This window comes from Martinezella hainanensis, assembly GCF_900094555.1.
Classification (GTDB): Bacteria; Pseudomonadota; Alphaproteobacteria; order Rhizobiales; family Rhizobiaceae; genus Rhizobium; species Rhizobium hainanense.
Window position 1 is genome coordinate 151,510 of record NZ_FMAC01000010.1, and the last position, 23,655, is coordinate 175,164.

18 protein-coding genes are annotated in these 23,655 nt (G+C 60.7%); 3 read left to right on the forward strand and 15 right to left on the reverse strand.

Features of this window, described 5'->3' with window-relative positions; genetic code table 11:
* The first annotated feature begins 21 nt into the window (after positions 1 to 21).
* Positions 22 to 1,056 carry a LacI family DNA-binding transcriptional regulator gene (locus GA0061100_RS26770; RefSeq protein ID WP_075855865.1) on the forward strand — a complete coding sequence of 345 codons (1,035 nt, stop codon included), beginning with the start codon at positions 22 to 24 and terminating at the stop codon, positions 1,054 to 1,056.
* Between the two features lie 41 nt (positions 1,057 to 1,097).
* Here GA0061100_RS26770 and GA0061100_RS26775 read toward each other — a convergent pair whose 3' ends face one another.
* The 3 genes from GA0061100_RS26775 to GA0061100_RS26785 are packed head-to-tail and all read right to left on the reverse strand — an operon-like array spanning position 1,098 to position 4,816.
* Positions 1,098 to 2,192 (reverse strand): ABC transporter substrate-binding protein, encoded by a 1,095-nt coding sequence (locus tag GA0061100_RS26775; RefSeq protein ID WP_075855866.1) that lies wholly within the window; start codon positions 2,190 to 2,192, stop codon positions 1,098 to 1,100.
* 40 nt (positions 2,193 to 2,232) lie between these two features.
* Positions 2,233 to 3,303: an ABC transporter permease gene (locus GA0061100_RS26780; RefSeq protein ID WP_075855867.1), complete on the reverse strand. Its 1,071-nt coding sequence runs from the start codon at positions 3,301 to 3,303 to the stop codon at positions 2,233 to 2,235.
* Positions 3,304 to 3,319: 16 nt separating this feature from the next.
* On the reverse strand, positions 3,320 to 4,816 hold the full coding sequence (locus GA0061100_RS26785; RefSeq protein ID WP_075855868.1) for a sugar ABC transporter ATP-binding protein: 1,497 nt from the start codon (positions 4,814 to 4,816) through the stop codon (positions 3,320 to 3,322).
* 386 nt (positions 4,817 to 5,202) lie between these two features.
* Here GA0061100_RS26785 and GA0061100_RS26790 point away from each other — a divergent pair, with 386 nt between their 5' ends.
* On the forward strand, positions 5,203 to 6,189 hold the full coding sequence (locus tag GA0061100_RS26790; RefSeq protein WP_075855869.1) for an AraC family transcriptional regulator: 987 nt from the start codon (positions 5,203 to 5,205) through the stop codon (positions 6,187 to 6,189).
* 46 nt (positions 6,190 to 6,235) lie between these two features.
* Here GA0061100_RS26790 and GA0061100_RS26795 read toward each other — a convergent pair whose 3' ends face one another.
* Positions 6,236 to 6,646: a hypothetical protein gene (locus GA0061100_RS26795; RefSeq protein WP_075855870.1), complete on the reverse strand. Its 411-nt coding sequence runs from the start codon at positions 6,644 to 6,646 to the stop codon at positions 6,236 to 6,238.
* A 451-nt stretch (positions 6,647 to 7,097) separates the two neighbouring features.
* Here GA0061100_RS26795 and GA0061100_RS26800 point away from each other — a divergent pair, with 451 nt between their 5' ends.
* On the forward strand, positions 7,098 to 8,240 hold the full coding sequence (locus GA0061100_RS26800; RefSeq protein WP_075855871.1) for a polysaccharide biosynthesis/export family protein: 1,143 nt from the start codon (positions 7,098 to 7,100) through the stop codon (positions 8,238 to 8,240).
* Between the two features lie 11 nt (positions 8,241 to 8,251).
* Here the strand turns inward: GA0061100_RS26800 and GA0061100_RS26805 are convergent, their stop codons facing one another.
* Genes GA0061100_RS26805 through tssC form a run of 11 tightly spaced genes read right to left on the reverse strand, consistent with a single transcriptional unit; the run spans position 8,252 to position 23,639 of the window.
* Positions 8,252 to 9,151, reverse strand: coding sequence for a protein kinase domain-containing protein (locus GA0061100_RS26805; RefSeq protein ID WP_159444810.1), 900 nt, complete (start codon positions 9,149 to 9,151; stop codon positions 8,252 to 8,254).
* Between the two features lie 23 nt (positions 9,152 to 9,174).
* Entirely contained in the window at positions 9,175 to 10,560 is a 1,386-nt protein-coding gene (gene tagF / locus GA0061100_RS26810) for a type VI secretion system-associated protein TagF (protein ID WP_075855874.1), read from the reverse strand.
* 10 nt (positions 10,561 to 10,570) lie between these two features.
* The gene (gene tssM / locus GA0061100_RS26815; protein ID WP_075855876.1) at positions 10,571 to 14,053 is read right to left on the reverse strand and encodes a type VI secretion system membrane subunit TssM; all 3,483 of its coding nucleotides are present in this window, start codon (positions 14,051 to 14,053) and stop codon (positions 10,571 to 10,573) included.
* Complete coding sequence (tssL, locus tag GA0061100_RS26820; protein ID WP_075855877.1) at positions 14,050 to 15,576, reverse strand: type VI secretion system protein TssL, long form; 1,527 nt, start codon at positions 15,574 to 15,576, stop codon at positions 14,050 to 14,052. The genes tssM and tssL overlap by 4 nt, the downstream gene beginning before the upstream one ends.
* The gene (gene tssK / locus GA0061100_RS26825) at positions 15,573 to 16,913 is read right to left on the reverse strand and encodes a type VI secretion system baseplate subunit TssK (protein ID WP_075855878.1); all 1,341 of its coding nucleotides are present in this window, start codon (positions 16,911 to 16,913) and stop codon (positions 15,573 to 15,575) included. The genes tssL and tssK overlap by 4 nt, the downstream gene beginning before the upstream one ends.
* Complete coding sequence (locus GA0061100_RS26830) at positions 16,910 to 18,103, reverse strand: FHA domain-containing protein (RefSeq protein ID WP_075855879.1); 1,194 nt, start codon at positions 18,101 to 18,103, stop codon at positions 16,910 to 16,912. The genes tssK and GA0061100_RS26830 overlap by 4 nt, the downstream gene beginning before the upstream one ends.
* On the reverse strand, positions 18,093 to 19,118 hold the full coding sequence (gene tssG, locus GA0061100_RS26835) for a type VI secretion system baseplate subunit TssG (RefSeq protein ID WP_075855880.1): 1,026 nt from the start codon (positions 19,116 to 19,118) through the stop codon (positions 18,093 to 18,095). The genes GA0061100_RS26830 and tssG overlap by 11 nt, the downstream gene beginning before the upstream one ends.
* A 20-nt stretch (positions 19,119 to 19,138) precedes the next feature.
* Positions 19,139 to 20,920: a type VI secretion system baseplate subunit TssF gene (gene tssF, locus GA0061100_RS26840; protein ID WP_075855882.1), complete on the reverse strand. Its 1,782-nt coding sequence runs from the start codon at positions 20,918 to 20,920 to the stop codon at positions 19,139 to 19,141.
* Positions 20,913 to 21,422, reverse strand: coding sequence for a type VI secretion system baseplate subunit TssE (tssE, locus tag GA0061100_RS26845; protein ID WP_075855884.1), 510 nt, complete (start codon positions 21,420 to 21,422; stop codon positions 20,913 to 20,915). The genes tssF and tssE overlap by 8 nt, the downstream gene beginning before the upstream one ends.
* Positions 21,415 to 22,239 (reverse strand): type VI secretion system accessory protein TagJ, encoded by an 825-nt coding sequence (locus GA0061100_RS26850; protein ID WP_075855885.1) that lies wholly within the window; start codon positions 22,237 to 22,239, stop codon positions 21,415 to 21,417. Before GA0061100_RS26850 ends, tssE begins: the two co-directional genes overlap by 8 nt.
* Positions 22,236 to 23,639, reverse strand: a complete 1,404-nt coding sequence (gene tssC, locus GA0061100_RS26855; protein ID WP_075855886.1) for a type VI secretion system contractile sheath large subunit — start codon at positions 23,637 to 23,639, stop codon at positions 22,236 to 22,238. Before tssC ends, GA0061100_RS26850 begins: the two co-directional genes overlap by 4 nt.
* Positions 23,640 to 23,655: the final 16 nt, after the last annotated feature.

Sequence of the window (23,655 nt, forward strand, 5' to 3'; positions counted from 1 at the left end):
TAACGATAACATAGGCCGTTGATGAGTAACGATCGCAAAACGCCCACCATGGCAGATATCGCCCGCGTCATGGGAGTTTCTCCCATGACGGTGTCACGCGCTTTCAAGGCTGACAGCCTGGTCAGCCCGGAGACCCGCGAGGCGATCCTGCGGACAGCGGAGGAACTGGGCTATGTCTTCGACAGCACGGCTTCCAACCTGCGTTCGCAAAAGTCCGGCTTTGTCGCCGTTACCATTCCCTCCATCAACAATGCCAACTTCGCAGATACGGTCGGCGGCCTCTCAGACACCTTGTCCAAGCGGGATATGCAGATCCTGCTTGGCTACACGAACTACAATGTCGAGGAAGAGGAGCGGCTGATCGAACAATTGCTCCGCCGCAAGCCGCAGGCGATCGTGGTGACCGGTGGCACGCATACCGAACGCGCTCGTAAACTTCTGCAGACTGTAGCGATCCCCGTGATCGAGACCTGGGATATCCCCACCGATCCGATCGGCCACTATGTCGGCTTCTCCAACAGGGCCGTGATGCGCGATATGGTCGATCATTTCGTCGCACTCGGCTGTCGTCGCATCGCCTTCATCGGCGGCGATGTCCAGCGGGATTCACGCGGCAGTGAACGCAGACTCGGCTTCATCGCGGCGATGCAGGCGCATGATCTTGATGCATCGAGATTAATCGCAGCCGGATCGCCGCCGATCTCGATGCGCGAAGGCGCCAATGCCATGGCGAAGCTGATCGAACTCTATCCCGATACGGAAGCGGTCGTCTGCGTCTCGGATCTTGCCGCCTACGGCGCGCTCACCGAATGTCGTCGGCTCGCAATTCCCGTGCCCGAGCGCTTTTCCATCGGCGGTTTCGGTAATTATGAGATTGGTGAGGTCTGTGTGCCGACACTGACGACGATCAACGCGTTCGCGCGTGAAATAGGCGAGCGGACTGCGCAGTTGATCCTGGATATTCTCGATGGCACGCAGCCGGTCCCCGATGTCAGGATCTTGCCGCAACTGATTGCGCGCGATAGCAGCCGCCGAACGCAGTCTTCTGCCAAATGAAATGGCACGGCCCGCTGGCCGTGCCATTCCCGTTGCAGGGATCACTTGCCCCAGATTTTCTTATATTCGTCCTTGTAACCGTTATCCGGATCGAAGGTGTTCTTCGGGCCGCCATCGGACTGGATATTGTCTGCCGTCACCACATGCAGCGGCGAGAGATAGCCGGACCACTTTTCGCCGGCGAAGGCCCGGTTGAGTTCGTCGACCAATTGCCAGCCCTGGAGATTGAGCGGCTCCGCCACAGTGACCTTCTGGTATTGGCCGGCACGGATGCGCTCATAGGCCGATTGCGAGCCGTCGCCGGCTGCGACGTTGATCGGCGCATCGGTGCCACCCTTGCCGGCCGAGGCAAGCGAAGGACCCATGAAGTCGAAATAGAGGTCGTTGATGGCAAGCGAATGGGTCCAGCTGTCACCGTATTTCTGCAGGAGAGAGGTGGTGAGCTGCGGCATGCGCTGCGATGTCTCGGCGATCGGCGTATCGACATATTCGAGCACCTTGCCGCCGAGCCTTTCGATCTCCTGCTTCATCCTGTCCGCCTTGGCGATGGCGATCGCATAGGTGGAGTCGGTGAAAATGATGACACCCGGCTTGCCCTTGGCATCGACGAATGCCCAGTCGGCAGCCGCCTTCGAGACTTCCATCGCATCGGTGCTGACATTGGCGAAGAGACCGTTCTTATCGTCGGGGCCGATAGTTGGACCGGCATGCCAGGCGACCAACGGAATTTTAGCGGCCTTTGCCTGTTCCAGCGCCGGAGCCTGCTCGACGGCATCGAAGCCATCGATGATGATGCCGGCAGGCTGCAGTGCTATCGCCTGGCCGAAGGCGGCAGTGCGTCCGCCGATGGAGCCCGCGCCATCGAGAACTTTTACCTCCCAACCAATCGCCTTTGCCGCTTCCTCGACACCGTTGCTGACGCCGAGAATGCCGCCGTTCTTGAGATCGCCGGCGAGCACGACGATGGTCTTGCCTGCCTGCGCCTTGGGACCGGTGGTCGGGCCGTCCCATTTGGTGACCGGGGTTGCATATTTGTCGACGACGGCCTTCGCATCCGCCATCGGATCTGCATAGGCCTGACCGGCGCACAGCACCAGGGCAGCGGTTGTTACCTGCAGGAATTGTCTACGGTTCATGTCTTCTCCTCCCTTTGGACATTCGAACTTCAGATGATCTTCATTTCTCCGCCGGCTTGGCGGAAAGTTGTGGTGCTTGGGCAGGGGCCATGCGTCCTGCATGGCTGCGACGGCGCTGGGCGTAGCCGGCGATGCCGATGGCGACGAGCAAGGTGACGCCGTTGAACAGAGGCTCGACATAGAAGGAGCCGCCGAACTGCTGGATGCCGGCAATACCAACCGCCAGGATGATGACGCCGATCATCGTGCCCCAAACATTGACACGGCCCGGCTTGATGGTAGTCGATCCAAGGAATGCGCCAACGAGTGCTGGCAGAAGATATTCAAGCCCGACGCTTGCCTGACCGATGCGCAGCTTGGAGGCAAGCAGCACGCCCGCAATGGCGGCAAGGGTGCCCGAGGTGACGAAGGCGCCGATGACGAAGCGGCGGACGGGGATACCGTTGAGCGCAGCAGCCTTCGGATTGGCGCCGATCGCGTAGATGTAGCGGCCGATCGGCAGATATTCCAGCACGATCCACATGACGAAGGCAAGGGCAAGGACATAGATGCCGGTGATCGGCAGGCCGAAGACCATGGTGCCGTTCAGCGCATAAAATCCTTGCGGCAACATGCCGACCACCTGCCGTCCGCCCGTATGCCAGAGCGCGATGGCGTAAAGGACCGTGCCCGTGCCAAGCGTTGCGATGAAGCTGTCGATCTTGGCGATCTCCACGAGAAGACCATTCAGGAAGCCGGTCAATGCGCCAAGCGCGATGACGATCAAGACGGCGACCGGCCAGGGCAGGCCGAACATCGTCTGCAGGCTGATTGCGAGCACATGCCACAGCACGATGCCATAGCCGATCGTCAGGTCGATGCGTCCCGCCGCCATCGGGATCATCGCGGCCAGCGACAGGATGGCGATGATCGTCTTATCCGAAATGATCGAACGCAGGTTGAGCATCGTCGGGAACGTCTGCGGCAGCAGAATGGAGAAAAGCAGGATCAGGAAGACGGTCAGGATCACGAGACCGTAGACTGGCAGCAGACGCTGGATCTTCTGGCCGAAGCTCATGGCCGAAAGCTCGGCGCGGGTCGGTTCGAGCGCGTTGGATTCGATCGATTGCATGGGTGTTTCCTCCGGTTCAGGCCGCTTCTGATGCAGATGCGGCGGCGATGACCGCCGGCGTTGTTAGGTCAGCACCACTGAGTTCGCGCACGATCCTCCCGCGCGAAAACACCAGGGCACGATGGCAGATATGAGCGATTTCCTCGAAATCGGTGGAGACGACGAGAACGGCGAGGCCCGCCTCGACTGCCTCGGCGATCAGCCGATAGATGTCGGCCTTGGCGCCAACATCGACGCCGGCTGTGGGGTCCTCGGCGATCAGCAATTTGCGGCCTGTCGCCAACCATCGTCCCACGACGACCTTCTGCTGATTCCCGCCAGACAGCGCCTCGATGGCAAGGCTTTGATCGTTGGGCCTGAGGCCGACACGGCTGCCGAGCGAATAGGCGGCCTCCGCTTCGCGGCGCGGGGACAGGAACGAAAACAGGCTTCTGCCGGAAGCACCGGGATTGAGAAAGGTATTTTCGCGCAGGCTGAGCGACATGGCGACGGACTCTTCGGTGCGGTCGCGGGCGATCAGCCCGATACCCGAAGCCATCGCGGCGACCGTGCTGGAGAGATCCGGCTCCGACCCATTCAGGCGCACGCTGCCTTGCGACGGCTCGCAGCCAAACAGGGCGCGTCCGATCAGCTCCTGTCCGGCGCCGCGCAAACCGACAAGACCGAGCAATTCGCCCTGTCGGATATCGAAGGATACCGGTCCGGCGCCGCGGCAGGAGAGCTCTTTCACCGAAACGATCGCCGGCCCGGCGCTTCTCTCCGCCTTGACGAACAGCTGGTCCGCCTTACGCCCGACGATCATGCGGATAAGCTCGTCCGGCGTCGTCTCGGAAACAGGCTTCTGGCCTACCAGGTGACCGTCACGCAACACGGCAACGCGATCGGCAATGCGGAAAATCTCGTCGAGACGATGCGAAACATAGATCATGGCCACGCCGCGCTCCTTAAGTGGGCGGATGGCGGCAAAGAGCTTTTCGACTTCATCGGCGGGCAGGCTGGCTGTGGGTTCATCAAGCACCAGCACATCGGCTTCGACAGCGAGCGCGCGGGCGATTGCGACGAGCGACTTTTCGGTGCGGGTCAGCTCCTGGACGCGGGTCGATGGATCGAAATCGCAGCCGACGAGCTTCAGCGCCTCGGCGGTACGCCGTTCCGTCGCCCGCCAATCGATCAGTTTGCCGCGCAGAGAGTAACCCTGTGCAAGCCCGACATTCTCACCCACCGTCATCCATTCGATCAGTCCGAGATCCTGATGGATAAAGGCGACCGGCTGGCGCTGGTTGGGTTGGGGCGGGCGATGATGATAGGGCTTGCCGCGAAACAGGATCTGCCCGCCGTCCGGCTTGTAGATGCCAGCCAATGTCTTGATGAGCGTCGATTTGCCCGCGCCATTTTCTCCGAGAAGCGCGAGAATTTCGCCCCGCTGCAGGTCAAGAGATACGTTCGACAGCGCGCGCGTTCCGCCAAATTCCTTGGTGATATCGGAAAATTCGAGCAGCTTTTCGTCGTCCATCCTGCTCCTCCCAAAGCTTCGATGGGAAGAGGCTATGTTATCGATAACATTCCGTCAAGAGGCTCAAGGGTTGCCGAGGAATACGCGACCACTTGGTTCAGACGCATGTGGAAATTTGCGTATTAACCGGGAAGGTGGTTTAGGTATAAAATATATTTCGAGAGATCCGATCATATTATGAAATAATATAAGTATAATCAAAATATATACGACTACGATATGCTGATATATCCGTGCGGTTGCAATTGTAATATTTATTGCGATGCGCATTGATTTTGCTTATCATTCAGAATTATTTCACGCCGGGATGCGGGCGAGGATTTGCTTTCAGGGAAATAATTGAAGTCTGAAAGATGGTCCGCTGATGCAGCACAAAAGGGGATCATTTGACCTACGCGACGCACTCGGTGTTCAAGGTCGAGAAGGCAGATGCGGAGGAGATGACGGCGCATTATGCGAGAACATTGTTTCCCGCCATTGTCGAGCCTCTCCATCCACGCGGCACGATTTCGGTAGCGGATCGCCACTACACGATCGGTTCCTGCAGCGTCTGGCGCGGCAAATGCCATTCCGGCATGAGCGTCAAGCTGTCCGGCGGTCCCGATGCTTACGGCCTCTATCTGCCGACCGCTGGCAAGATGTTGATCGACGCTGAAGGGCGGCAGCTGGAGTCGCTGCCAGGCAGGGGGCTGCTGGCCGATATGTCATCTTTTGAACATCTGACATTGTTCGAACAGCGCGGCCACATGGGTATCGCATTCGAAAAGTCGGCCATGGTCCGACAGCTTAGCGAATTGCTGGATGCACCGGTTCCGGATGATCTGAAATTTACCGGCCCGGTCGATCTGATGTCGGGGCGAGGGATGCAGATTGCTGCACTTGGAAATCTGATCTGGCAGGATCTCACGGCAGGCGGCGCAGAACGATCCTCCGCAGCATTCAGCCAATGCCTTTTACAGGCGATGATGATCGCTCTGCTTGAAACCGTACCGCACAACTATTCAGCGCAATTGCAACGGCCGGCATCGCCGGCCATCCCAAGGCAGTTGAAACGGGCGATGGAATATATGCACGCCAATGCCGGCGCAGACATCAGGATGGCCGATATTGCCAGGGAAACTGGCACGAGCGTGAGGTCCTTGCAGGCCGCGTTCCAGCAGTTCAAGAACACAACGCCTCTTGGCTACCTGCGGAATATACGACTGCAGGGCGCACGCAGAACCCTGATGGATTCGGGGCATTCGCGGCTAGTTGCCGACATCGCGCGCGATTGGGGATTTTCTCACATGGGTCGCTTCGCAGCGCTTTACTATCAATCCTTCGGCGAAATGCCGTCCGAGACCGTCAGGCAGCCTCGGCGAGAGAATAGATAGCGCTGCGATCTGTTTGCGCGAGGAGATTGCTTCGCCGCAGCCAAGCCTATTCGCCGACCGCGTTTACGATACGGCAGAGGTTCTTGCTGACGCCCGGCGCCACTTGTCCAGCTTGCACGATGAACAGCGCATCGACACGGCTGCCTTTGCCGTTCTTGCGCACGACGACCCGGAGCGTTTGTGGTCTGCCGGAGCCGCTCGTTTCCTGCTGCGCGGTCAGTGTGCCGAGCTTCTTTTCGACGTTCACGTCGACGAAGCCTTCTGCCAGAACGGCACGGGATACCTTGTCAAAGGCGGCGTTGGGGTTGATGGAGGGGAAGACCATCCAGGTCTTGTAAGTGATGCCGGTGACGAGCGGCACGCCGCTGCTCTCATAATGATCTGAGCAGGCATCGGCAAACGCCGGAGTAGCCGAAAGAACCCCAAGCGCCAAGACGCAAGCTATTCTTGTGAGCATGATTATATTGCCTTCTTGCTGCCGCGAAAGACCACAGGATCTTTCCGGCGATAATCCTACTATTTTGGAGAGAAGCCATCCACTATTAAGAACCCGCATAAGTGGAAGATTTCGACGGAAAAATCATCATTCGTGCCTTGTAGAAGTGGCATCGGTGGAATTAGGTCGACACGCTCGAATTGCAATGGGGCTTGCGTGTTTTCTTTCCGCATTCTCTATCGCTGCGGTTGCTCGTGATTCGCATTGCCGCGGATAATTCGGCGCAAAACCGTTTCTCAACCATTGTTGGGGGAGGCGCGTTTTGGTCCTCGGGACTGCAGTCGGTTGCCATTTGGACACAATGGTAAACAACCGAACTGTCACAATTCATTATTTATTAGGCCCGCATATTGCCTCCCGCCTTGTGGTTGTTATTTCTGCCTAGCTTCTAACATCCGAAGGAGATTCCGGAATGCGGAAATGGGCGGCGATTTTACCCTTGGTTGTCTTCAGCGCCTGTGCCGGGCCGTCTGATGGGCCAAGCGCCCTCAACATTCGCAATGCAAGAATGCCCGATACGCAGCGAAAGATTCCGGTTGTGCCGCTTTCCGAGGCTCCGATGGGTGCGCAGGTTGTTGCGCCGTCCTATTTGCCCACCGATCAGGGGCTTACAAGCCTGCGTTCGGGCGGCTTTTCGGATGCCCGCTTGCGTCCGGGCGACGTATTCGACGTAACCGTGCTGGATACCGGCGAGGATGGATTGCTGTCCGCCACGCAGAGCAAATCGCTTAATCTCGGCCGCTTCACCGTCGATTCCCGCGGTTTCGTTACCATGCCCTATGTCGGCAAACAGCGCGTCATCGATTCGACCCCGGAAGGTCTGCAGTCGAAGATCGTCACTGCCCTCAAAGGTTCTTCGGTCAACCCCCAGGCCGTCGTGACGGTCGTCGACAAGCCCTCCAGCGCAGTAACGGTCGACGGCAAGGTCCGCTCGGCTGGCCGCTTCCCTCTGACAGCGCGCGGGGAGCGCGTGCTTGACGTCCTCGCTCTTGCCGGCGGAGCATCGTCCGCACCGGCCAACACGACCGTGACGCTAACACGCGGTTCGCAACGGGCGAGCGCTCCGCTGGATCGCATCCTTCAGGATAGCAAGCAGAACGTGCGCCTCCAGCCCGGCGATCAGCTGTTCGTCAATGGCACGTCGCAGACCTTCACGGCACTTGGCGCCTTCAAGAGCGTCGGCGAATTTCCGCTGGAACCCGGCCAGACCACGTTGGCGCAGGCGCTTGCCCGCGCCGGCGGGATGCTCGATGATCGTGCGGACTCCCGCAACTTCTACCTCTTCCGGAACCAGAAGACCTATTCGCAGGTTGCGTCGAGCCTGGCCAAGAGCGCCAGCGCGCCGACCGTTGTTTCGGTCAAGCCGGTCATCTACAGCGTCAATCTCAAGCAAGTCTCGAATTTCGTGCTGATGCAGCAATTCAAGATGCAGGATGGCGACACGATTTACGCCAGCAATGCAGACACGGTCGATTTTGCCAAGCTGTTGACCGTCTATCAGAAGAGCGTGCCGACGGCTGCTGGCCCGCTGCCGGGCAGTTCATCGTCGAACTGACAAGGTTCGAACTAAACTGCCTCTATCAAGGCAAGGGCCGCCATTGCGTTTGGCGGCCTCCGGGAAGGAGCGGGGTCCGCGAGATGCCGCGCGGCTGCCTTTATCGCGGCGATCGATTGCTCGGTCTCGTTGCAATGTTCCAGAAGCAGATTCATGACGCGCCCGGCCGAAAAGAGGTCGGCGCTGAACTGCATGGCGACGTCGCCTGAAGCCTCTGGCCCTGCAATCTCTGGCGCGGAGAAGCCCGGTGTCATCGCCCTGGCTATATCGAGATCGCTGTATCGGGCTCCACATTGTACAGCCGTGCCGAAATCAGCGATTTTGAGCTTGTTGAAGTCACCATCCGCAAGCAGAAGATTAGCCGGAGAAATATCTCCGTGGACATAACCGGCGTGGTGGATCACGCTCAGTCCGACGAGCATAGATTTCGCCGCCGCGCTGACATCCGCGGCTGAAAGAGAGCCTTCCGCCAATCGTTGCCACAAGGACGGCCCGATCCATTCCATGATGAGCGCCGGACGCCCATCGGGCAGGCGGATCGCGCATTGGGCAGAGGCAAGGTCACTGCCGCGAAGCATCATGCCAATCCTTGCCTCACGCAGCAGCAGGGCTTTGGCGGTCGCCTCGCTTGAGCGATCCGCCCGGATGGTTTTCATGGCATGGAGCGTGCCGAGATCGCGATGGCGTAATCGACTGATCTCCGTCCGTTCGTTGCGATATATAACCTGCTCGACGAGATAGGTATTGCCGATGAAAGCTGGCTCACTATCGGGCAGGGAAGGCAGGCGTCGGTCCAATGCATCGCGCAATCGGTCGATCAGTAGATCGCGCATCCCCTTCGGCCGTTCGGCTTCGCCATCATGGGTTAGAAGATGCTGCAGCTCAGCAAAGCTGGCCGCAATCCTTTTCATACCCTCATCGCTCGTATCTCCACTCATGTCGCGCCGATGACGATCGCGCTGACATTCTCGCGGCAATTGGCGATCAGCGCTTCCTGGATCAGCGCTTGGGCCGCTTGTTCCAGCGGTGTCTCGATCAGGATCTCGGCGATGACGCGATCGGTAAGCGTGCGTGAGAGCGGACCACTGGCAAGCAGCAGCCGGTCGCCCGATTGAAGCCGGTCGCCAACGACTTCCGAGACGAATTGATCCTTCAGTCCCAGGGCTCGGCCAAGTGTTCGCCGCAGCCCGATATCGATATGGTCGTGAGTCAATAGCCGCATCATCCCATCACGCAACAGATAGCAGCGCGCATCCCCCGCCCATATCGCGGCAAACTCGCCGTCGAGCAGCGTTGCGGTTACGACGCTGGCGATGGGAGGCTCACGTTCGGCGGTGGCGCCCTTGGCCCGCAGGATCGCATGGGCATGGCTGAGCTTGCCCTTGATGTCCTGGACCAGGAGCTGCAGCGCGTCACGCCGCGGAATGCCGGCGAGGATTCCCGTCGTGATCCGCGCCGTTTCGATGGCGCCAATGCCGTCGCCGACGCCGTCCGCAATGGCGTAGATATGCGGTGCTGCACTTATAAGGAGTGCATCGGCATTCAGCGAGAGCCGTGTTCCTGCGTGGCTGGCATGACTATGCGCTATCGCAAATTCTGGTCGTGCTGCCTTCGTCGTTTGTGACGGTTCGACCGGAGTAGGGGCATCGGGGTGCACGGCCGGTTCGGCAGTCTCAGCTACCTTGTGAACGTCTGCCGTGACGAGCTTGACGAAATCCTGCGCCGTGGGAGCGGTCACGGTACGAAACCCCTTGCCGTGGCGGGTACCGGGATTGATGCGCCACCATAAGGACGCGGGCGCCGGGGCATTGCCTATGGTCGCGAGCTGCGGCGGCGTCGATTGCTTGTCGATGAATGGCGGGCGGAGCCGCTTGATGCCCTCGACGAAACGTTGCATCTCGAAATCGGCCTTGTCGGAGGTCTCCGCCAAGGCTTCGGCAGCGGTAAACCAGCTATCGTCCTCGCACAGATCGCGCAGTTGTCCGGAAAAGCGCTGCAATTGAGCGGCGATGATCAGAGGGAAACTTCGGCCGACACGGTCACGGCTCGGCAGAAGGACGCCCGCAACAGCGGATGGCGCCCAGACACCCTTGCCGACGACGAAGCGCCAGGCAGTCGTCGCGTGAAACAGTCGGCGCCAATCCGATCCCAATGCTGCTTCGAGTGCGATCAGACCATTGTGAACCCATTGATCGAGTTCACTCTGCAGCCGTGAGCCGAGCGCTGAGGAAACGAAATCTCCGTGCGTCGGCAACTTTCCAAAAAAGCCGATCGCATCGGCTTGCATCGGCGATTGAGTGCGGGCGAGCGGTTCGTTCATCGGCGGACCGTCAGAATTGCGCCGGGCAGCTGAAATCAGACAATGCCTGCAGCCGGAAGGGATTGAGCACCGAACCGAACTGCACGTCGAATTCCGCCGTCTGGCCCTTGTCTTCAAATCGAGCCCGGAAGAGATCGGGAGCCTGAACGGTCACTTTGGCGGCATCGAACAGCCGGAAGGGCGACCAGTCGCCGGTCTGGGTGATGGCCGGTTGCAGATCTCCGGGGAAAAATCTGACATTGGACTGGTTAACGGCGCCAGCCGGCGGCCAGGCGATGGATTTCGGCACAACCTGCCCATGATAATAAACGACGTGCTCGCCGACGATATCAACCATCACCGAATTGGCATTGTCCGACAGCGAAACGGGCTTGATATTGATCGATATAGCCGGCTTTTCGCTTCCGGCCGGGAAGAAGGCATGTTCGATCTTGCTGGCATTTTCGAACTGCGCGATTGCCTGGCTCGGAATGCTGTCGCCACCGAAGGTACCGCGCCAACCCCAAGGCTGAGCGCTCGTGTCGACAAATGCATCCAGCCGGTTCTTGAAGAAAGACTGGAACAGGCCTTGCGGTCCGAACAATCGAATGAAGTCCGCCATGGCGATATCCTGGCCTGATTTCCGGTCGAAGGGGTAGCGGCCGGTGACGATGCGGGCGCAGAGATCGGCGCCTTCCGCAGCCCAAAGGTCATTGATGCGGGCGCGGGCCGTCTTGACTGCCAGTGAGCCGATATCAGCGGCAACGGCCACCATCCACGCATCGGCGGGCGCCGGCAGCCCACGGGCCTGCTGCAGCAGGTCCTGATTGGCATTGGCAAGTTGCCCGCCAGCGTCGAAGACGCGTGCCACTTCTGCCGTCGAGTTGGCAGCACGCGACAATTGGCCGTAGATGTTCTGCAGGATCGGCTGGAGACTCTGGATCTGGGAACGCGGCTTATCGCTGCCGTTGGCCTTGCCGTCCGGTGATGCCGGTTGCGCATTGGCGGCGTTCGCCTCAAGCGCGGCTCGCAGCGGACCATAAGGATCGGGCGCGCTGACCGCGCCAGTGGTGGCGGCTGTCAGAGCTGCGTCCGGAACATCGTCAAGCGAGGCAACTTCGGCACCTGCAGCAGGGCGCAGGTCGGTGGCGGCAGCGATGGATTTCAGCGCCATTTCCAGAGGGCTTGGATTGGCCGCCAGGATGCGGGCCGTCTCGGTCGCATCGGCAAGATTGCTCGAGGGGCGCACCTGAAGGTCAGCCAGCAGCGAAGACCATTGCCGCTGGAATGCGTCGAAATAAAGCTGCAGCGTCGCCTGGGAAATCGCATCCGTGGTCATTCCCGAAGGAGCCACAGCGCCGTCGCCGCGAACCCATTGCTCGTTGAGCGCTTCCGAGGCTGCACTCGCGACCATCGGCAACACCACATCACGATAGCCCTTGCCGGTGAAAATTCCTGGAATGCCCTCGCGCAGCGTTGCCTTGGATTTGCGCTGGAAAATCTGGGCTCCGAGCGGCCCCAACGCGTCCATGGGAAGCCAGGCATCAAGCTGGCGGGCCTGCCGGGAATGGATGAGGATATCATAGGCTCGGGCTGCAAGACTTTGCGCGTGGATTGTTTCCCGCGCCTTGGCGATCAAGGCATTGTCCAGCTCGACCTGCGGCAGACCGCCCGCAGCCATCGCCTCGACATGTCCGAGGAGTGCCTTGCGTGCAGCGGATCGTCCTTCCTCACGATAAAGCGCTGCAAACATGTCTTCCGATTGCTGAGAGACGAAATCCCGGTCGATCGGTCCCATGCCACCGAGCATGCCGTACAGTTTCAAGGCATCGAAAGTCTTCTGGACATCCGATGTCTGCTTGAGCTCATTTTGAAGTGCCACGAGCATGCGAGGCAGAAGAAGCGCGTTCAAGGCTCGCTGATAGGCGCTGCGCTGGCGGCTGGCGATCTTGTCCCCCTGGTCCAATCCGAAGCTCGTCGGCCAGACACGCGCCTCGTCGAAACCGCTGGTGACCGCACGCAGATTGTCAAGCGCCGGCAGGATTCGCAGAAAATCCGCATCGGTCACGTCGCGAACCTGAATGCCGCTCGCCAGCTTCTCGTAGTTGTCGATACGACGTTCGGCGGCAGCGATCGCGCGCGAGTTCTGAAAATAGGTTGCCGTCCAGCCGGTAAAGACGATTGCCAGCGCGATAGCGGCTGCGCCATAAGCAATCCGCCTGATCATGGCTTGCCTGCCGGACAAACGCCTGTCACGGGCAACCAGCGATGCTTCGCCGAAGATCACCTCCTTGAACAGGCGCGACAGGAAATAGCTTCGGCGTGTGCGTGGGGTATCCGTTTCCCGGCTCTGCGTGCCGGACGCGAAATAGACGCCGCGAACGAGGGGAGATTCGATGAGGCTTGAAGACGCACAGAGCTCGGTCAGCAGCTCGTGCAGGCGCTCTCCCAGGGAGGCAAGCTCTGCCGGGAAACGGAAGATGCGACCGCGGACCTCGACATTCGGCTCCTGCTGCAGGCGTTCGATCAGCATGGCATCGACCCGCTGCTGCAGCAGCGCGAACTCTTCCATGAAACGCTCAGGCAGGTTCTCGCCCTTATAGCTCTCGTCGAGATTGAAGGTGGTGCCCCAGACCTGCTCGCGGTCGGTTTTGGCAAGACCATCGAAGAATTCGACAAAGCCGGTCAAAAGATCGGCCTTCGTCAGGACGACGTAGACGGGCACGCGCGCATGCAGGAACTCGTCGAGCTCCGACAGGCGCTTGCGAATGGAACGCACCTCTTCCAGCTGTATTTCGTGATCGCGGCTGAGAAGGTCGCCGATCGAGAGCGTGACGAGAGCGCCGTTGATCGGTTGCGAGCGGCGGTATTTGCGCAAGAGCCCGAGAAAGCCTTCCCAGCCTGCCTTCGACGCGCCGTTCAGATCATCCTGCGTGGTATAGCGGCCAGCAGTATCGATCAGGATCGCCTCGTCGGCGAACCACCAATTGCAGTTGCGGGTGCCGCCGGCACCCTGCACGGAGCTGCTGCCCATGGCGTCGCCAAGCGGGAACTTCAGCCCCGAATTGGTCAGTGCCGTCGTCTTTCCAGACCCCGGCGCGCCGAAGATGACGTACCAGGGTAGCTCGTAGATATAGCCGAAACGCTTCTTGCTGATACGGCGCAGCAGCAGCAGGGCTTCCTTCAGGCGGCTGTGAATTTCGCCCACTTCCGCCTGCTGGCTGGCGGCATCGTCGGCAATGCCGTCGACGAGCGCCTTGTCACGCCTGCGGGCGCGCAGTGTCGTGATCAGCAGGTAGATCAGCCAGCCGGCGATGATAACGCCGATCGCGATCATTCGGGCCGTGGCGCCTGCCAGCGGCTTGAAGCTGCCATAGCCGGCCATATAGCCATAGAACCAGATGACGACGCAGATTGCCGCAACCCAGATCAGCGATATGAAGCGCTGGCCGAGGAGGCCGGCATAGGCCGAAACGTAGGAGCGAAGCGTATAAAACGCGCCAAGCGGATTCATCGGGCTCCTCCCGTCGTCGCAGCGGATGACGGCGGCGAATTGCCGGTCTGCGTTTGCGGCGTTGCCTGCGGATTGAGGGCGGCATCGCCAAGGCGCTGCGTCGGATCTGTCAGCACCAGGATCTCCGTCCGGCGGTTAGCCTCGCGCCCCTCCGCCGTGTCGTTGCTTGCGAGCGGATCGCTGTCGGCGCGTCCTTCCGTCAGGATTGCATCCTTGCCGGCATAAGCGGCAAGGATATCGCCGACGGACTTGGCCCGAGCCTCGGAGAGATGCCAGTTCGACGGGAATTGAGCGGTCCGGATCGGCACATTGTCGGTGTAACCGACGACGACGGCGCGGAACTTTTCTGAGGCCAACGCCCCGCCGATGCGCTGCAGGAGATCGCGGAATTTAGTGCTGACTTCGGCGCTGCCGGTGTCGAACAGGCCGGAATTGTTGATGCGCACCAGCAGCCTTCCGTTGGAATTCGAAAGAGTGACCAGCTTGCGGTCGACTTCCGGCTGCAGGAAGGCGAGCAGATTGTCGAGTGGCGTCGGCTGCGGTTTGACCGGCGGCGTCTCCGGCTGCCTCTTCACGGGAGGAGGCGTCTGTACGGCGATTTCCTTCGGCTTGGGTGTGTCGATCAGGACACTCGGCGTTTCGCGCGGCGGCAGGTTGGCCAGGCGTTCGAAGGTTGTATCGGAGGCGTTGTTGAGCGACAGCGTGAAGAACATATAGCCGAGCGCAAACAGCAGCGCGAGCACGGAAAGGATCGTCCAAAGCGCGACGGCCGTGCGCAGCGGCTTGTGACGCGCCGAAGCACCGCGCCAATGTGGCGACAGCTCGCGCTCGAAAACACCGTACTGACCCAACAGCGTCTTGTAGAGGCTGTCGCGGATGCGCCCCAGTTCCAGCGATCCGCGCGGCGAAACGCGCGTGCGGCCCTCGAAGGCGAGGGACAGGCAGAGATAGATAAGAAGCAGCAGGTCCTTGTTGGTGCCTGGGCTCTGCTGGAAATGGTCCAGGAGATCGAAGACGCGATCGCCGCCGGTCACGTCCATATGAAAGGTCGAGACCAGGCCGGATCGCGCCCAGCCGGCCCGCACGCCCCAAGGCTTGCTCAGAACCACGTCGTCGATGGTCGCACAGATGACGTAGTGCGCTGCGCGTGCCCTTTCCGGGCTGATACGCGCGCTGGCAAGATCGCGCTCGTAGCGTCCGACCGCGTCGATTGTCCCGCGCCGCAGCTCGGCAATATCCGGCTGCTCTTCTGTGTTGCGCAGGCTATGGGCGAGATTGAGCAATGGCGCTGCCGAGCGCACGATTGTGGGAACGTCATCGCCGCCGAAGCGAAAGCCGCGGATCAACGCATCGACGGACCAGCCGCCGGCTGCATTGCCCGATTTGCCGTTCGGCTGCTTATCCAGTTCCTCATCCAGAATATCGGCCATCTTGCGGGCGGCTTCGTTTTTGCGCGCGCCGTCCTCGGTCAGCTCGATGATCGTCGGCAGCTCGTGCCAGGGTGTTGAGCGCGTTGTGTTCATTCTCTGAGAGCCCACAGTTCCATCTCCAGGCCAGGGAAGTCGCCCGCAAGATGCAGGGCGATCGCACCGGAGGTATCAAGCTGTTTCCAAAGAGGATTCTTCGTATCGAGTTCGAAGTAGATCGTGCCCGAGCGGTAGGGCAGCTGGCGCGGCAGTACGGGGAGCGGCCTGACGGGAATGCCGGGCAGCGCGACATTGACGAGCTCGGCAATCCGCTCCACAGGCCCGATCTTGATCTGCGCGGGCAGCTTGCGCCTGACATCCTCGGCCGACATCTCGGCGCGGACCGCAAGCACGAAGCCGGCATCCTTGAGCAAAGAGCGGTCGTTGATGGTCCCAACACGCACGTCGTGACGACGCTCGATGAGTTCGATTGCGACGGCTGCCTGTTCCAGAACTGCGGAAAGAGATGCCCGCAGATCGTTGAAAACAGCTGCAAATGTTGCTTTCAGATCGTCATGGCGATAGGGCGGGAAGTCGCTGGCCCGCTTGCGGTCGGTCGTGAAGGTGGCAAGCTCGCCGGCAAGCTGGATGCATTCCTCATAGAAGGTCATCGGATGCATGCGCGACGCATTTGCCGCGATATGGCGCAGCATGGGATCGGCGCGATTGAGGATATGCAGCAGAAAATAATCGCCCACTTCGGCGGTGCCGCGCACCGTCGGATCGCCGATACGTTCGGCGATTGCCTCGGCCCGGTGACGCACGATGCCGAGCAATTCGGTGATGAGTTCGTTCAGTCGTGCCTCGGCCGCACAATTCAGCGAGGGGGCGATATAGTCCGGATCGAGAATGACCGACCGGTCGGAGCGAACCTCGATGATACGGGCAAGGCCGATCAGATCGTAGCCGGCGAGTTCGTCGCCGGTCTTCAGGTAACGCAGGCTCAGGCGGCCGACATCGATCGGCGCCATGAAGTCGGTCTCCAGGTTTGCATCCGGCGCCTCATATTGCGAGGCGGTGATACGAACGCTGTTGCGCATGGCGCTGCCGTTCATGGCGACGTCGGCCCTGCCGGGCTGACGCGTCGGCAGTGCCAGATAGACGACGGCATTCTTGGTGGTGTCGTCGAGTTCGAGCGGCGGAGGCAGATCCGCATCGACAGGCGCTTCGAAGGGTGTGCCGTCGGGTAGGATACCGCGAAGATTCGACAGCGCAAACTGGCCGATCGCGAGCGCACTGCGATCGATGCCGATGTCAGCAATACCCCAGGGGTAAGGAGCAAGCCCCCGCGCAGTCGTGCGGACCAGCCGCTCTGTCCAGCGATCGGCCTGCTGAAAATGCTGTACGCGAAGGAACATGCCCTCGCTCCAAGCCACGCGATTTTCGTTCTTCATCGGGTGTTGCCCGTCCTCTCTGCCAAACTGGTGGTATCGTCGTCGTCGTGGCCGTCGGCGGAGGCGCTGAACGCCTCGGCCAGCAGATCGCGGACCGAAATGCTATTGCCGCCCTTTTCGAACTGCGCGCGGTAGGCCTTCCAGTAGTCGCCGTTGCCACGCCAAAGCGCCTTGCGTTGGGAGGCATCGACATGCGCTTCGACCATGCGGGGCTCGAACATTCGGTTGGCTTCGCGAACAAGATTTTCGAGGCCGGCGTTAAGCGCGGATTGCCTCGAAATGAGCAATCGAAGACGGTCGGCAAGCTGCTCCGTCCGCTCGCGACTGAACAGTGACGCGGACGAATGGGGCCTGTTGTCTTCAATTCCGAAAATGGACGCCTCGTCGTCGAGTGTCTGCTCCAACGTCGAGACGAGCGCTTCAAGCTGCCGCAGAGGATCGAATTGCAGCGCAAAACTCGTATCGTCCGCGCCTTGATCCGCATCATCGGCAGCACGCATATCATTGGCCGGGATGATCGCTTTGGCAGTCTCAGCGGCCTCTGATCCGGAACTGCGGGCAACGGCCACGGAAACATGTGTTGCCGCGCCATGTTCCAGCTGGCTGCCCAGCTCGAATTCCGAATTCCAATCGTCCGGAAGTACCGGCTTGATGCCGTTGACATCGGGCGGACCATTCCAGCCGATATCGACGTTTCTGCTTGGCGACTTGCGCTTTTTTGACGACTGCGGCAGCGCTCCGGTCCACTCATCGCCGTTGCGCTGGCCGAGCACGCCAGTTGCTGTGCTACCGCCGGGCGCGATGTCGGCCAGGATCGAAGAGATCGTCATGGTTTCATCGCTGAGGCGCAGGTCGTCCGCCGGATCATCGATATCAGGGTCGGCTTCCCCGGTGATGACGACGTTGAAGACGATATTGCCGAATGCGACCTTCGATTTATCCGCAAGCCTTGCCGTCTCGCCTTCCAGAATGGTTACACCGTCCACACGAGTCCCATTGGCGCTCTGGTCGCGCAGGAGGAAGCCGGCACGATCACGCTCGATCACGCAATGAACCTTTGAGATCGACCGCTGTTGATCTGTAACCTGCCAGTCGCAATCCGGCGACCGCCCAAGCGTGCGCTTGCCACGCTCAAAGAACCATCCTTTGCTGGAACCTTCCCCAGATGTTTGCCGCAGTTCAAGTCGCATGCAGGCCTCCCCGGTCGGATTGCCCCTGCGCCTTAGGTGGCTCCGCGATGATGGCATCACCGCTGTCGCGGTCCGCCGCGGCAACGCGTGCCCAGCTGTTCCATCCAAGCCTTGGCGGATCACCGTTTTCGCCGAGCTGGCAGAAAGGAATATGCTCTTTCTTCAGGACCACTTGGATGTCGAAATCGAGCGACGGGTCGACATAAAGCCGCGTCAGGGCAAACAGCGCATCGATATTGGCGCTGCCCGGAGAAAGAGACCGGTAGTCCTCATAATCGACAGGCCCGATCACGACGCGAAAGCTGCCACCGAAATCATGGATTGCGGCGCCCGCCGTCGAATTGATGCCGAGCTGCACGCCCTGCGGCTGCCCCATGCGGCTGCGCTCGCTCTCGGGAATGGTAAGCCATCTGCCCTTGAACAGTTCGATCGCGACCGGCAGGCCGCTGAACTCCTGCAGCATGGCCTGCAGGTTGACCGCATTGCGGGTCTGCGCCGCGAAGAAACCGGAAAATCTGAGGATCAGCTCGTCATCGGGGCGAACCTGTTCCTTCAGCCGCGCCGTACCGAAGCCCGCCAGCGAGAACAGCGTCTTGATGAAGGTATTGCCGTTCCTGTCCGGGCTCCATCGCAGCCGCCGGGCAAGTCGATACTTCTCACTCGCATCGACGAAGAGTTCGGCGAGGCGGCTTGTGAAGAGATCGAAGAAGCTGGCGAGGCCATGAGCCCGATTACGCTGTTCGCGGATGACCAGCTCGTTGTAGCTCGGGGGCATTGCGCCGAGCGGGCCGAGCAGACCGGCCATGCTGGCCTTGACCGATCCCGTTGCGCCCTTCTTCTTGAAGTCGCTGACGGCGAGCGGAGCCGGCGAAACGCCGATGGGTGAGGACACCGTCAAATGATCGTCGGCTGCGTGCTGAGCAACGCGAAATGCCGTCGACGGTTCGAAACGACCGGGGTCGCGTTCGAGCAGTGCAGCAAGCATTTCGTTATCACTTGGGCGGATCTGATCCATCGCTTGCGATCACCCCTTCGTCACAATAGCGGCCGCTCGGCGGCACGGGCCGGCCAGACGGCGATAGGTTTCGATTGTCCCTTCATCGAGATCGAGAGGCGGGTGAAGCTGTTGATCGAGGTATAAAGCCCGAAGAACCGGTCGAGAATGCTGCCGAAAAGATAGGCCGAGGGCCTGTCGATGGCGGCCGGATCGAACTCCAGCCGGACATCCGTGCCCGTCACCATCCCGCCGCTGCCAAGCCGGGTCATCGAGCTCTTAGTCTCGACCCGGACAAGAGCGTCGGCAAGCAGCCTGGTTTCGCGGCTATCCCGGAAGGCATAGAGCGCCAGAATATCCTTCAGCGCGGCACCATCATTATCGAAAATGGAGAGATGATTGAGCTGAAGGTGCGACATGAGCCGCCAGTTACGGCCTTGCTGCTCGTTCATCCGCACCGAGGGCGTCGGCGCCATCAAGGCTTCGACGGCGCCGACCGCCTCGCTGCCGGAGGCCAGCTGCAGATAGGGGTGACCGCCGCCGAACGGCAGTTGCTCCGGCAGTTCGCGGTTAAGGCACAACGCGTCGATACTGGCGATCTTGTCCAAGGGGCCACTTGCCCGACGAGCACGGTCGACGAAAGTGATTTCCATATCCGAGGTGTGGTCGTCGGCATCGAACCGGCGCGCGCACTGCCAGAAGAGCGACGAGGCTCCGCCCTTCAAGCTGCGGCCGAAAAAGGGTTGGCACTGTTCCTCGTCTCCGGTGCGTGCGGATACGACCACCTTCTCGATCGCATAAATCTCGCGCGTTTTCTGTCGCCTGGCATCCGGCAGTACCCGATATTCCGTACGGGTACCGTCGAGCGCGATCGGTTCGCAGTTCTGGCGAAACAGGTTGATGATCGGGGTGGCATTCAAGACGAAATCGCGAGCGGAAACGGCGCGCTCCAGTTTGGCGCTGGTTTCATCGAGATAGATGAAGATTTCGAGCGTTTCGCCACGCCAGGCCTTCAGGCCGACGATATCGATGAAGAGGAATTTCTGCGGCAGCGCGAAGAATTCCGTCAGCAGGCGATAGCCGGTAAAGCTTGAGCTGGGGTAGGGCAGAATTGCCTCGTCCGGTTCGAAGCCGACAGCCTGCAGCGCCTTGGCGGGCAGCATGACCGGGGAGCGGTCATCGGCATGATGGGCAAGCGCGATGCCGAGCGTGTGATTGACCAAAAGTTCGTGAATGGCGACGGCCTGCTGCCAGGACGAGCTGATGTGAAGCCGCAACCTGTCCAGGCCGATCTCACTGAATGCCTTGTTGGCATCCCGCGCCCGGATCGACAGACGCAGGCAACCGGCGGCACCGGCGTGAGAAGATGGCGGCGCGCTGATCGGATGACCGGTCAGGGAAGCCGAGACGATCTCGATCGGTGCGACCTGCGTGTCCTGCGTCGTGCGGAAACGGCAGCTCTCGCCGCCGATCGGCTCCGCGAAGATCTCGGTGTGACGCGGTACGGTCTGGACGGATGCCAGCGTGCTGCTCGGCGCAAAGCGCACGATGCTCATCGAGGGCAGCGGTGCCAGATAGTGCGGATAGAGCGTTTCCAGCAGCCCGTCTGTCAGTTCCGGAAATTCGTCATCGAGCTTCTGGCGCACGCGGGCCGCCGAATAGGCAAAACTCTGGATCAGACGCTCGACATGCGGATCATCGGCAACCTCGCCGGTGACGCGCAGACGACCGGCAATTTTCGGGAAGGCATCTGCGAAACGTGCGGCGCGCCGGCGGATGGCCGAAAGCTCGTCATTATACCGCTGCAGGAAGCCGTCAGCCATTGTTGGCCTCCACCAGGAAGCGCTGAGTCGAGGGATCTATGGTCGATTCAAAGCTGATAGGTGGCATGCCCTCGTGCACACGGAAAGTCGCGTGGATGCGCAGTCGCAAGGCACGTTCGCCGTTTCCGCGGCTCTTGAGAATGCTCACCCGCACGTCGGAAAGCCGTGTTTCGAACAGCGCGATGCGCCGCTCGATCAAACGAGCGAGGCGGCTTTTGGCTTCATCGGTGACGAGATTTGCTGATACCATGCCGTCGACGCCGAAGGACACCAGCGCATCGCCAAGTTCTTCATGGATGGAAGGCGGGGCAGTCGGACGCCGGCGCGTATTGAGCAACGCCTCAAGGTCGCGGCGAATGCATTCGCGCAGTTCGCGCAGCTGTTCGGCTTGCGTCAACGGCGGATCCTGCAGGCGATCGGGGTCTTCGTCGATCAGTCGATCGATGATCGACCTGGCAACGATCCTTTCCCTCGGCCTATAGCGCTCCAGTGGATCAACCATGGGCGGCACGCCTCGTCTCGCCGGCGCTCGAAGCGGCTGCGAGGGATTGCAAGTCATGGAAGGAAACCAGATCGTCGCCCGCCAGGAAACATTTCTGGCCACGGCCGGTCGTAATGCCCGTCGCTTCATCGACCCACTCGGTCTCGCGGCCTAGCAACAGTTTTGCACCTGTCGTGCCATGATAGATCGCAGGCAGAAGCACTGGTGCGCTTGCGCCGTCCACGAGTTCGAGCTCGGCCCTGCGGAAGGCGAGATCACGGGGACGGGCGATCGGCTCGACGCGAAGAGCCGCAATTCTGGAGAAATCAATCCAGAGATAGGAGCCGCCGGTCATGATGACTTCGAGAGCATGCGGAATGCGATCGTCGAGATCGCGCAAGTCCGAAACGAGCTGGCCGTTCCAGTTCAATGGCCGTTCGCCCCTGATCTCTTCCAGGGATTGCAATGCCGCGGCCGTATCAGAAGAGTGATCACGATGGGCGATTGCCAGTTTCAGGGCTGCTTGGTCGAGGGCCGTCGGTCCGTTCGGGAAATCCGGTGCGGCGGCATCGTCAAACCAGGCCGAACGCGCCGCCATCGCGCGAAGCTGATTGCGCAGCATGGCGAAGCCCATCATATCTTCCGGCGCGAACGTCGTCGCAAGGTTGCACTGCGCGTCGGCTCGGGCATAGTCGCCGGCAAGGATCAAGAGATCGATCAGGATATGCCTGCCGTCCTTGTCCGTCGGCGCCGCCTTGACATGTGCCTTCGCCTGCTCGATCGCATCATCGAGCGCGTTTTCGCTGAGAGCTTCGGCGATCTTGGCGGAGAGCGTCATGCAGACATCCTTTGCTGCGTGTTGGCGGAGCTGGAGAACGCATAGGTCGCATTCGCGGTCTCCGCGATGAGGTGAAAACTTGTCGAGACGTCGTCGAGCTGAAAATGCGGCTGCAGCCGCACCGTGCAGGCGAACATTCCGGGTTTGCCGGGAATTTCATCGACGCTGATGCCGGCCGAGCGTAGCGGGAAGCGCGTGCGCAGCGACAGGTCGGCGTCGTCATTGCCAAGCGTGTAAGTCGACAGCCAATCATTCAATTTGCGTTCGATCGACGTTCTGTCGGCCAATTTGCCGATGTCATCGCGCATGATGACCTTGAGGTAGTGCGAGAAGCGCGAGGCGCAGAGTACATACTGCAGCATCGCCGCGATGCGAGCATTCTGCCGAGCGTGCTCGCTCGAATAATGCGGCGGCGCATGTAGCGACTGATTGGAATTGAAGATCGCTGACGAGGAGAGGTAGGTGGTCGCCACGGGCACAATACCGAGCTCGCACAGCTGCTGCTCCTGTGCGTTGGTTAGCCGTATTTCGACGGGAGCCTGTTCCGACAGACCATTGCTTTCTATGCCGAGATCATAGGGAGCGAGCTCCTCCGTGCTCAGCATGCCGCCGTCGATTGCGTCCTGCGTTACGCCGCGAATATCGGCGAACCAGCCGGATTCGATGAAATTGCGAATGACGATCATCGCGAAGGCGAATGCAGCGTTGCCCCAAAGCAAGGTACTGCCATCGGCGGCAATGCTTTCGCGGAACGGGAACTGATCGTCGCGCTCACGCGAAAAGGCCTGATAGGGCGCGCGCATCAGGATCCGCGGGGCGACCAAGCCCAAAAAACGGGAGTCCTCTCTGGCTCGAAGCCCATTCCAGCGAATACGGGTGGGATCGTAGGCGAGCCAGGAAAAGTCCTGGACGCGGTTGAGCTCGTCAAAGTCCTGCAGGCCGATTGCCTGCGGGGCGGCGGCGGCTACGAAGGGGCAGAAGGCGGCGGCGGCGGCCATGCCGATCTGAGTGAGCGCCCCGACCGTATCGCCGCCGGCCGGACCCTGCGGGGAAAGCTCGTAGTCTCCGACCAGCAGACCGAAGGGCTCTCCGCCAGGCATGCCGAACTCGCGGCTGTAGATCAGCTCGAAGAGATGGCTCTGATCGAATTCCGTCGTCCGCTCGAGATGCCGTGTCAATTGTGCCCAGCTGACGCTGAGGATCTTGACCTTCACGTCTTCCGATCGGCCGGTGTGACGCATGAGCATGGCAAGCCCGCGCCACCGCGCTTCCATGGCCTGGAACTCGGGGTGGTGCAGGATGGCATTGACCTGCCTGTTGAGTGCATCGTCGATCATGGCGATCACGCGATGCACCTGACGCGGCCAGGCTGCTCTCGGTTCCATCGTTGTCGCGGTCATGGCGCTGACTGAAGGC

Coding starts and splice junctions, on each gene's coding strand:
- tssC (WP_075855886.1), bottom strand. CDS start 23,639: ATGACCGCGACAACGATGGAACCGAGAGCAGCCTGGCCGCGTCAGGTG.
- tssL (WP_075855877.1), bottom strand. CDS start 15,576: ATGAACACAACGCGCTCAACACCCTGGCACGAGCTGCCGACGATCATC.
- GA0061100_RS26780 (WP_075855867.1), bottom strand. CDS start 3,303: ATGCAATCGATCGAATCCAACGCGCTCGAACCGACCCGCGCCGAGCTT.
- GA0061100_RS26795 (WP_075855870.1), bottom strand. CDS start 6,646: ATGCTCACAAGAATAGCTTGCGTCTTGGCGCTTGGGGTTCTTTCGGCT.
- tagF (WP_075855874.1), bottom strand. CDS start 10,560: ATGAACGAACCGCTCGCCCGCACTCAATCGCCGATGCAAGCCGATGCG.
- tssK (WP_075855878.1), bottom strand. CDS start 16,913: ATGAAGAACGAAAATCGCGTGGCTTGGAGCGAGGGCATGTTCCTTCGC.
- tssG (WP_075855880.1), bottom strand. CDS start 19,118: ATGGATCAGATCCGCCCAAGTGATAACGAAATGCTTGCTGCACTGCTC.
- tssE (WP_075855884.1), bottom strand. CDS start 21,422: ATGGTTGATCCACTGGAGCGCTATAGGCCGAGGGAAAGGATCGTTGCC.
- tssF (WP_075855882.1), bottom strand. CDS start 20,920: ATGGCTGACGGCTTCCTGCAGCGGTATAATGACGAGCTTTCGGCCATC.
- GA0061100_RS26770 (WP_075855865.1), top strand. CDS start 22: ATGAGTAACGATCGCAAAACGCCCACCATGGCAGATATCGCCCGCGTC.
- GA0061100_RS26830 (WP_075855879.1), bottom strand. CDS start 18,103: ATGCGACTTGAACTGCGGCAAACATCTGGGGAAGGTTCCAGCAAAGGA.
- GA0061100_RS26850 (WP_075855885.1), bottom strand. CDS start 22,239: ATGACGCTCTCCGCCAAGATCGCCGAAGCTCTCAGCGAAAACGCGCTC.
- GA0061100_RS26805 (WP_159444810.1), bottom strand. CDS start 9,151: ATGAAAAGGATTGCGGCCAGCTTTGCTGAGCTGCAGCATCTTCTAACC.
- GA0061100_RS26800 (WP_075855871.1), top strand. CDS start 7,098: ATGCGGAAATGGGCGGCGATTTTACCCTTGGTTGTCTTCAGCGCCTGT.
- tssM (WP_075855876.1), bottom strand. CDS start 14,053: ATGAATCCGCTTGGCGCGTTTTATACGCTTCGCTCCTACGTTTCGGCC.
- GA0061100_RS26775 (WP_075855866.1), bottom strand. CDS start 2,192: ATGAACCGTAGACAATTCCTGCAGGTAACAACCGCTGCCCTGGTGCTG.
- GA0061100_RS26785 (WP_075855868.1), bottom strand. CDS start 4,816: ATGGACGACGAAAAGCTGCTCGAATTTTCCGATATCACCAAGGAATTT.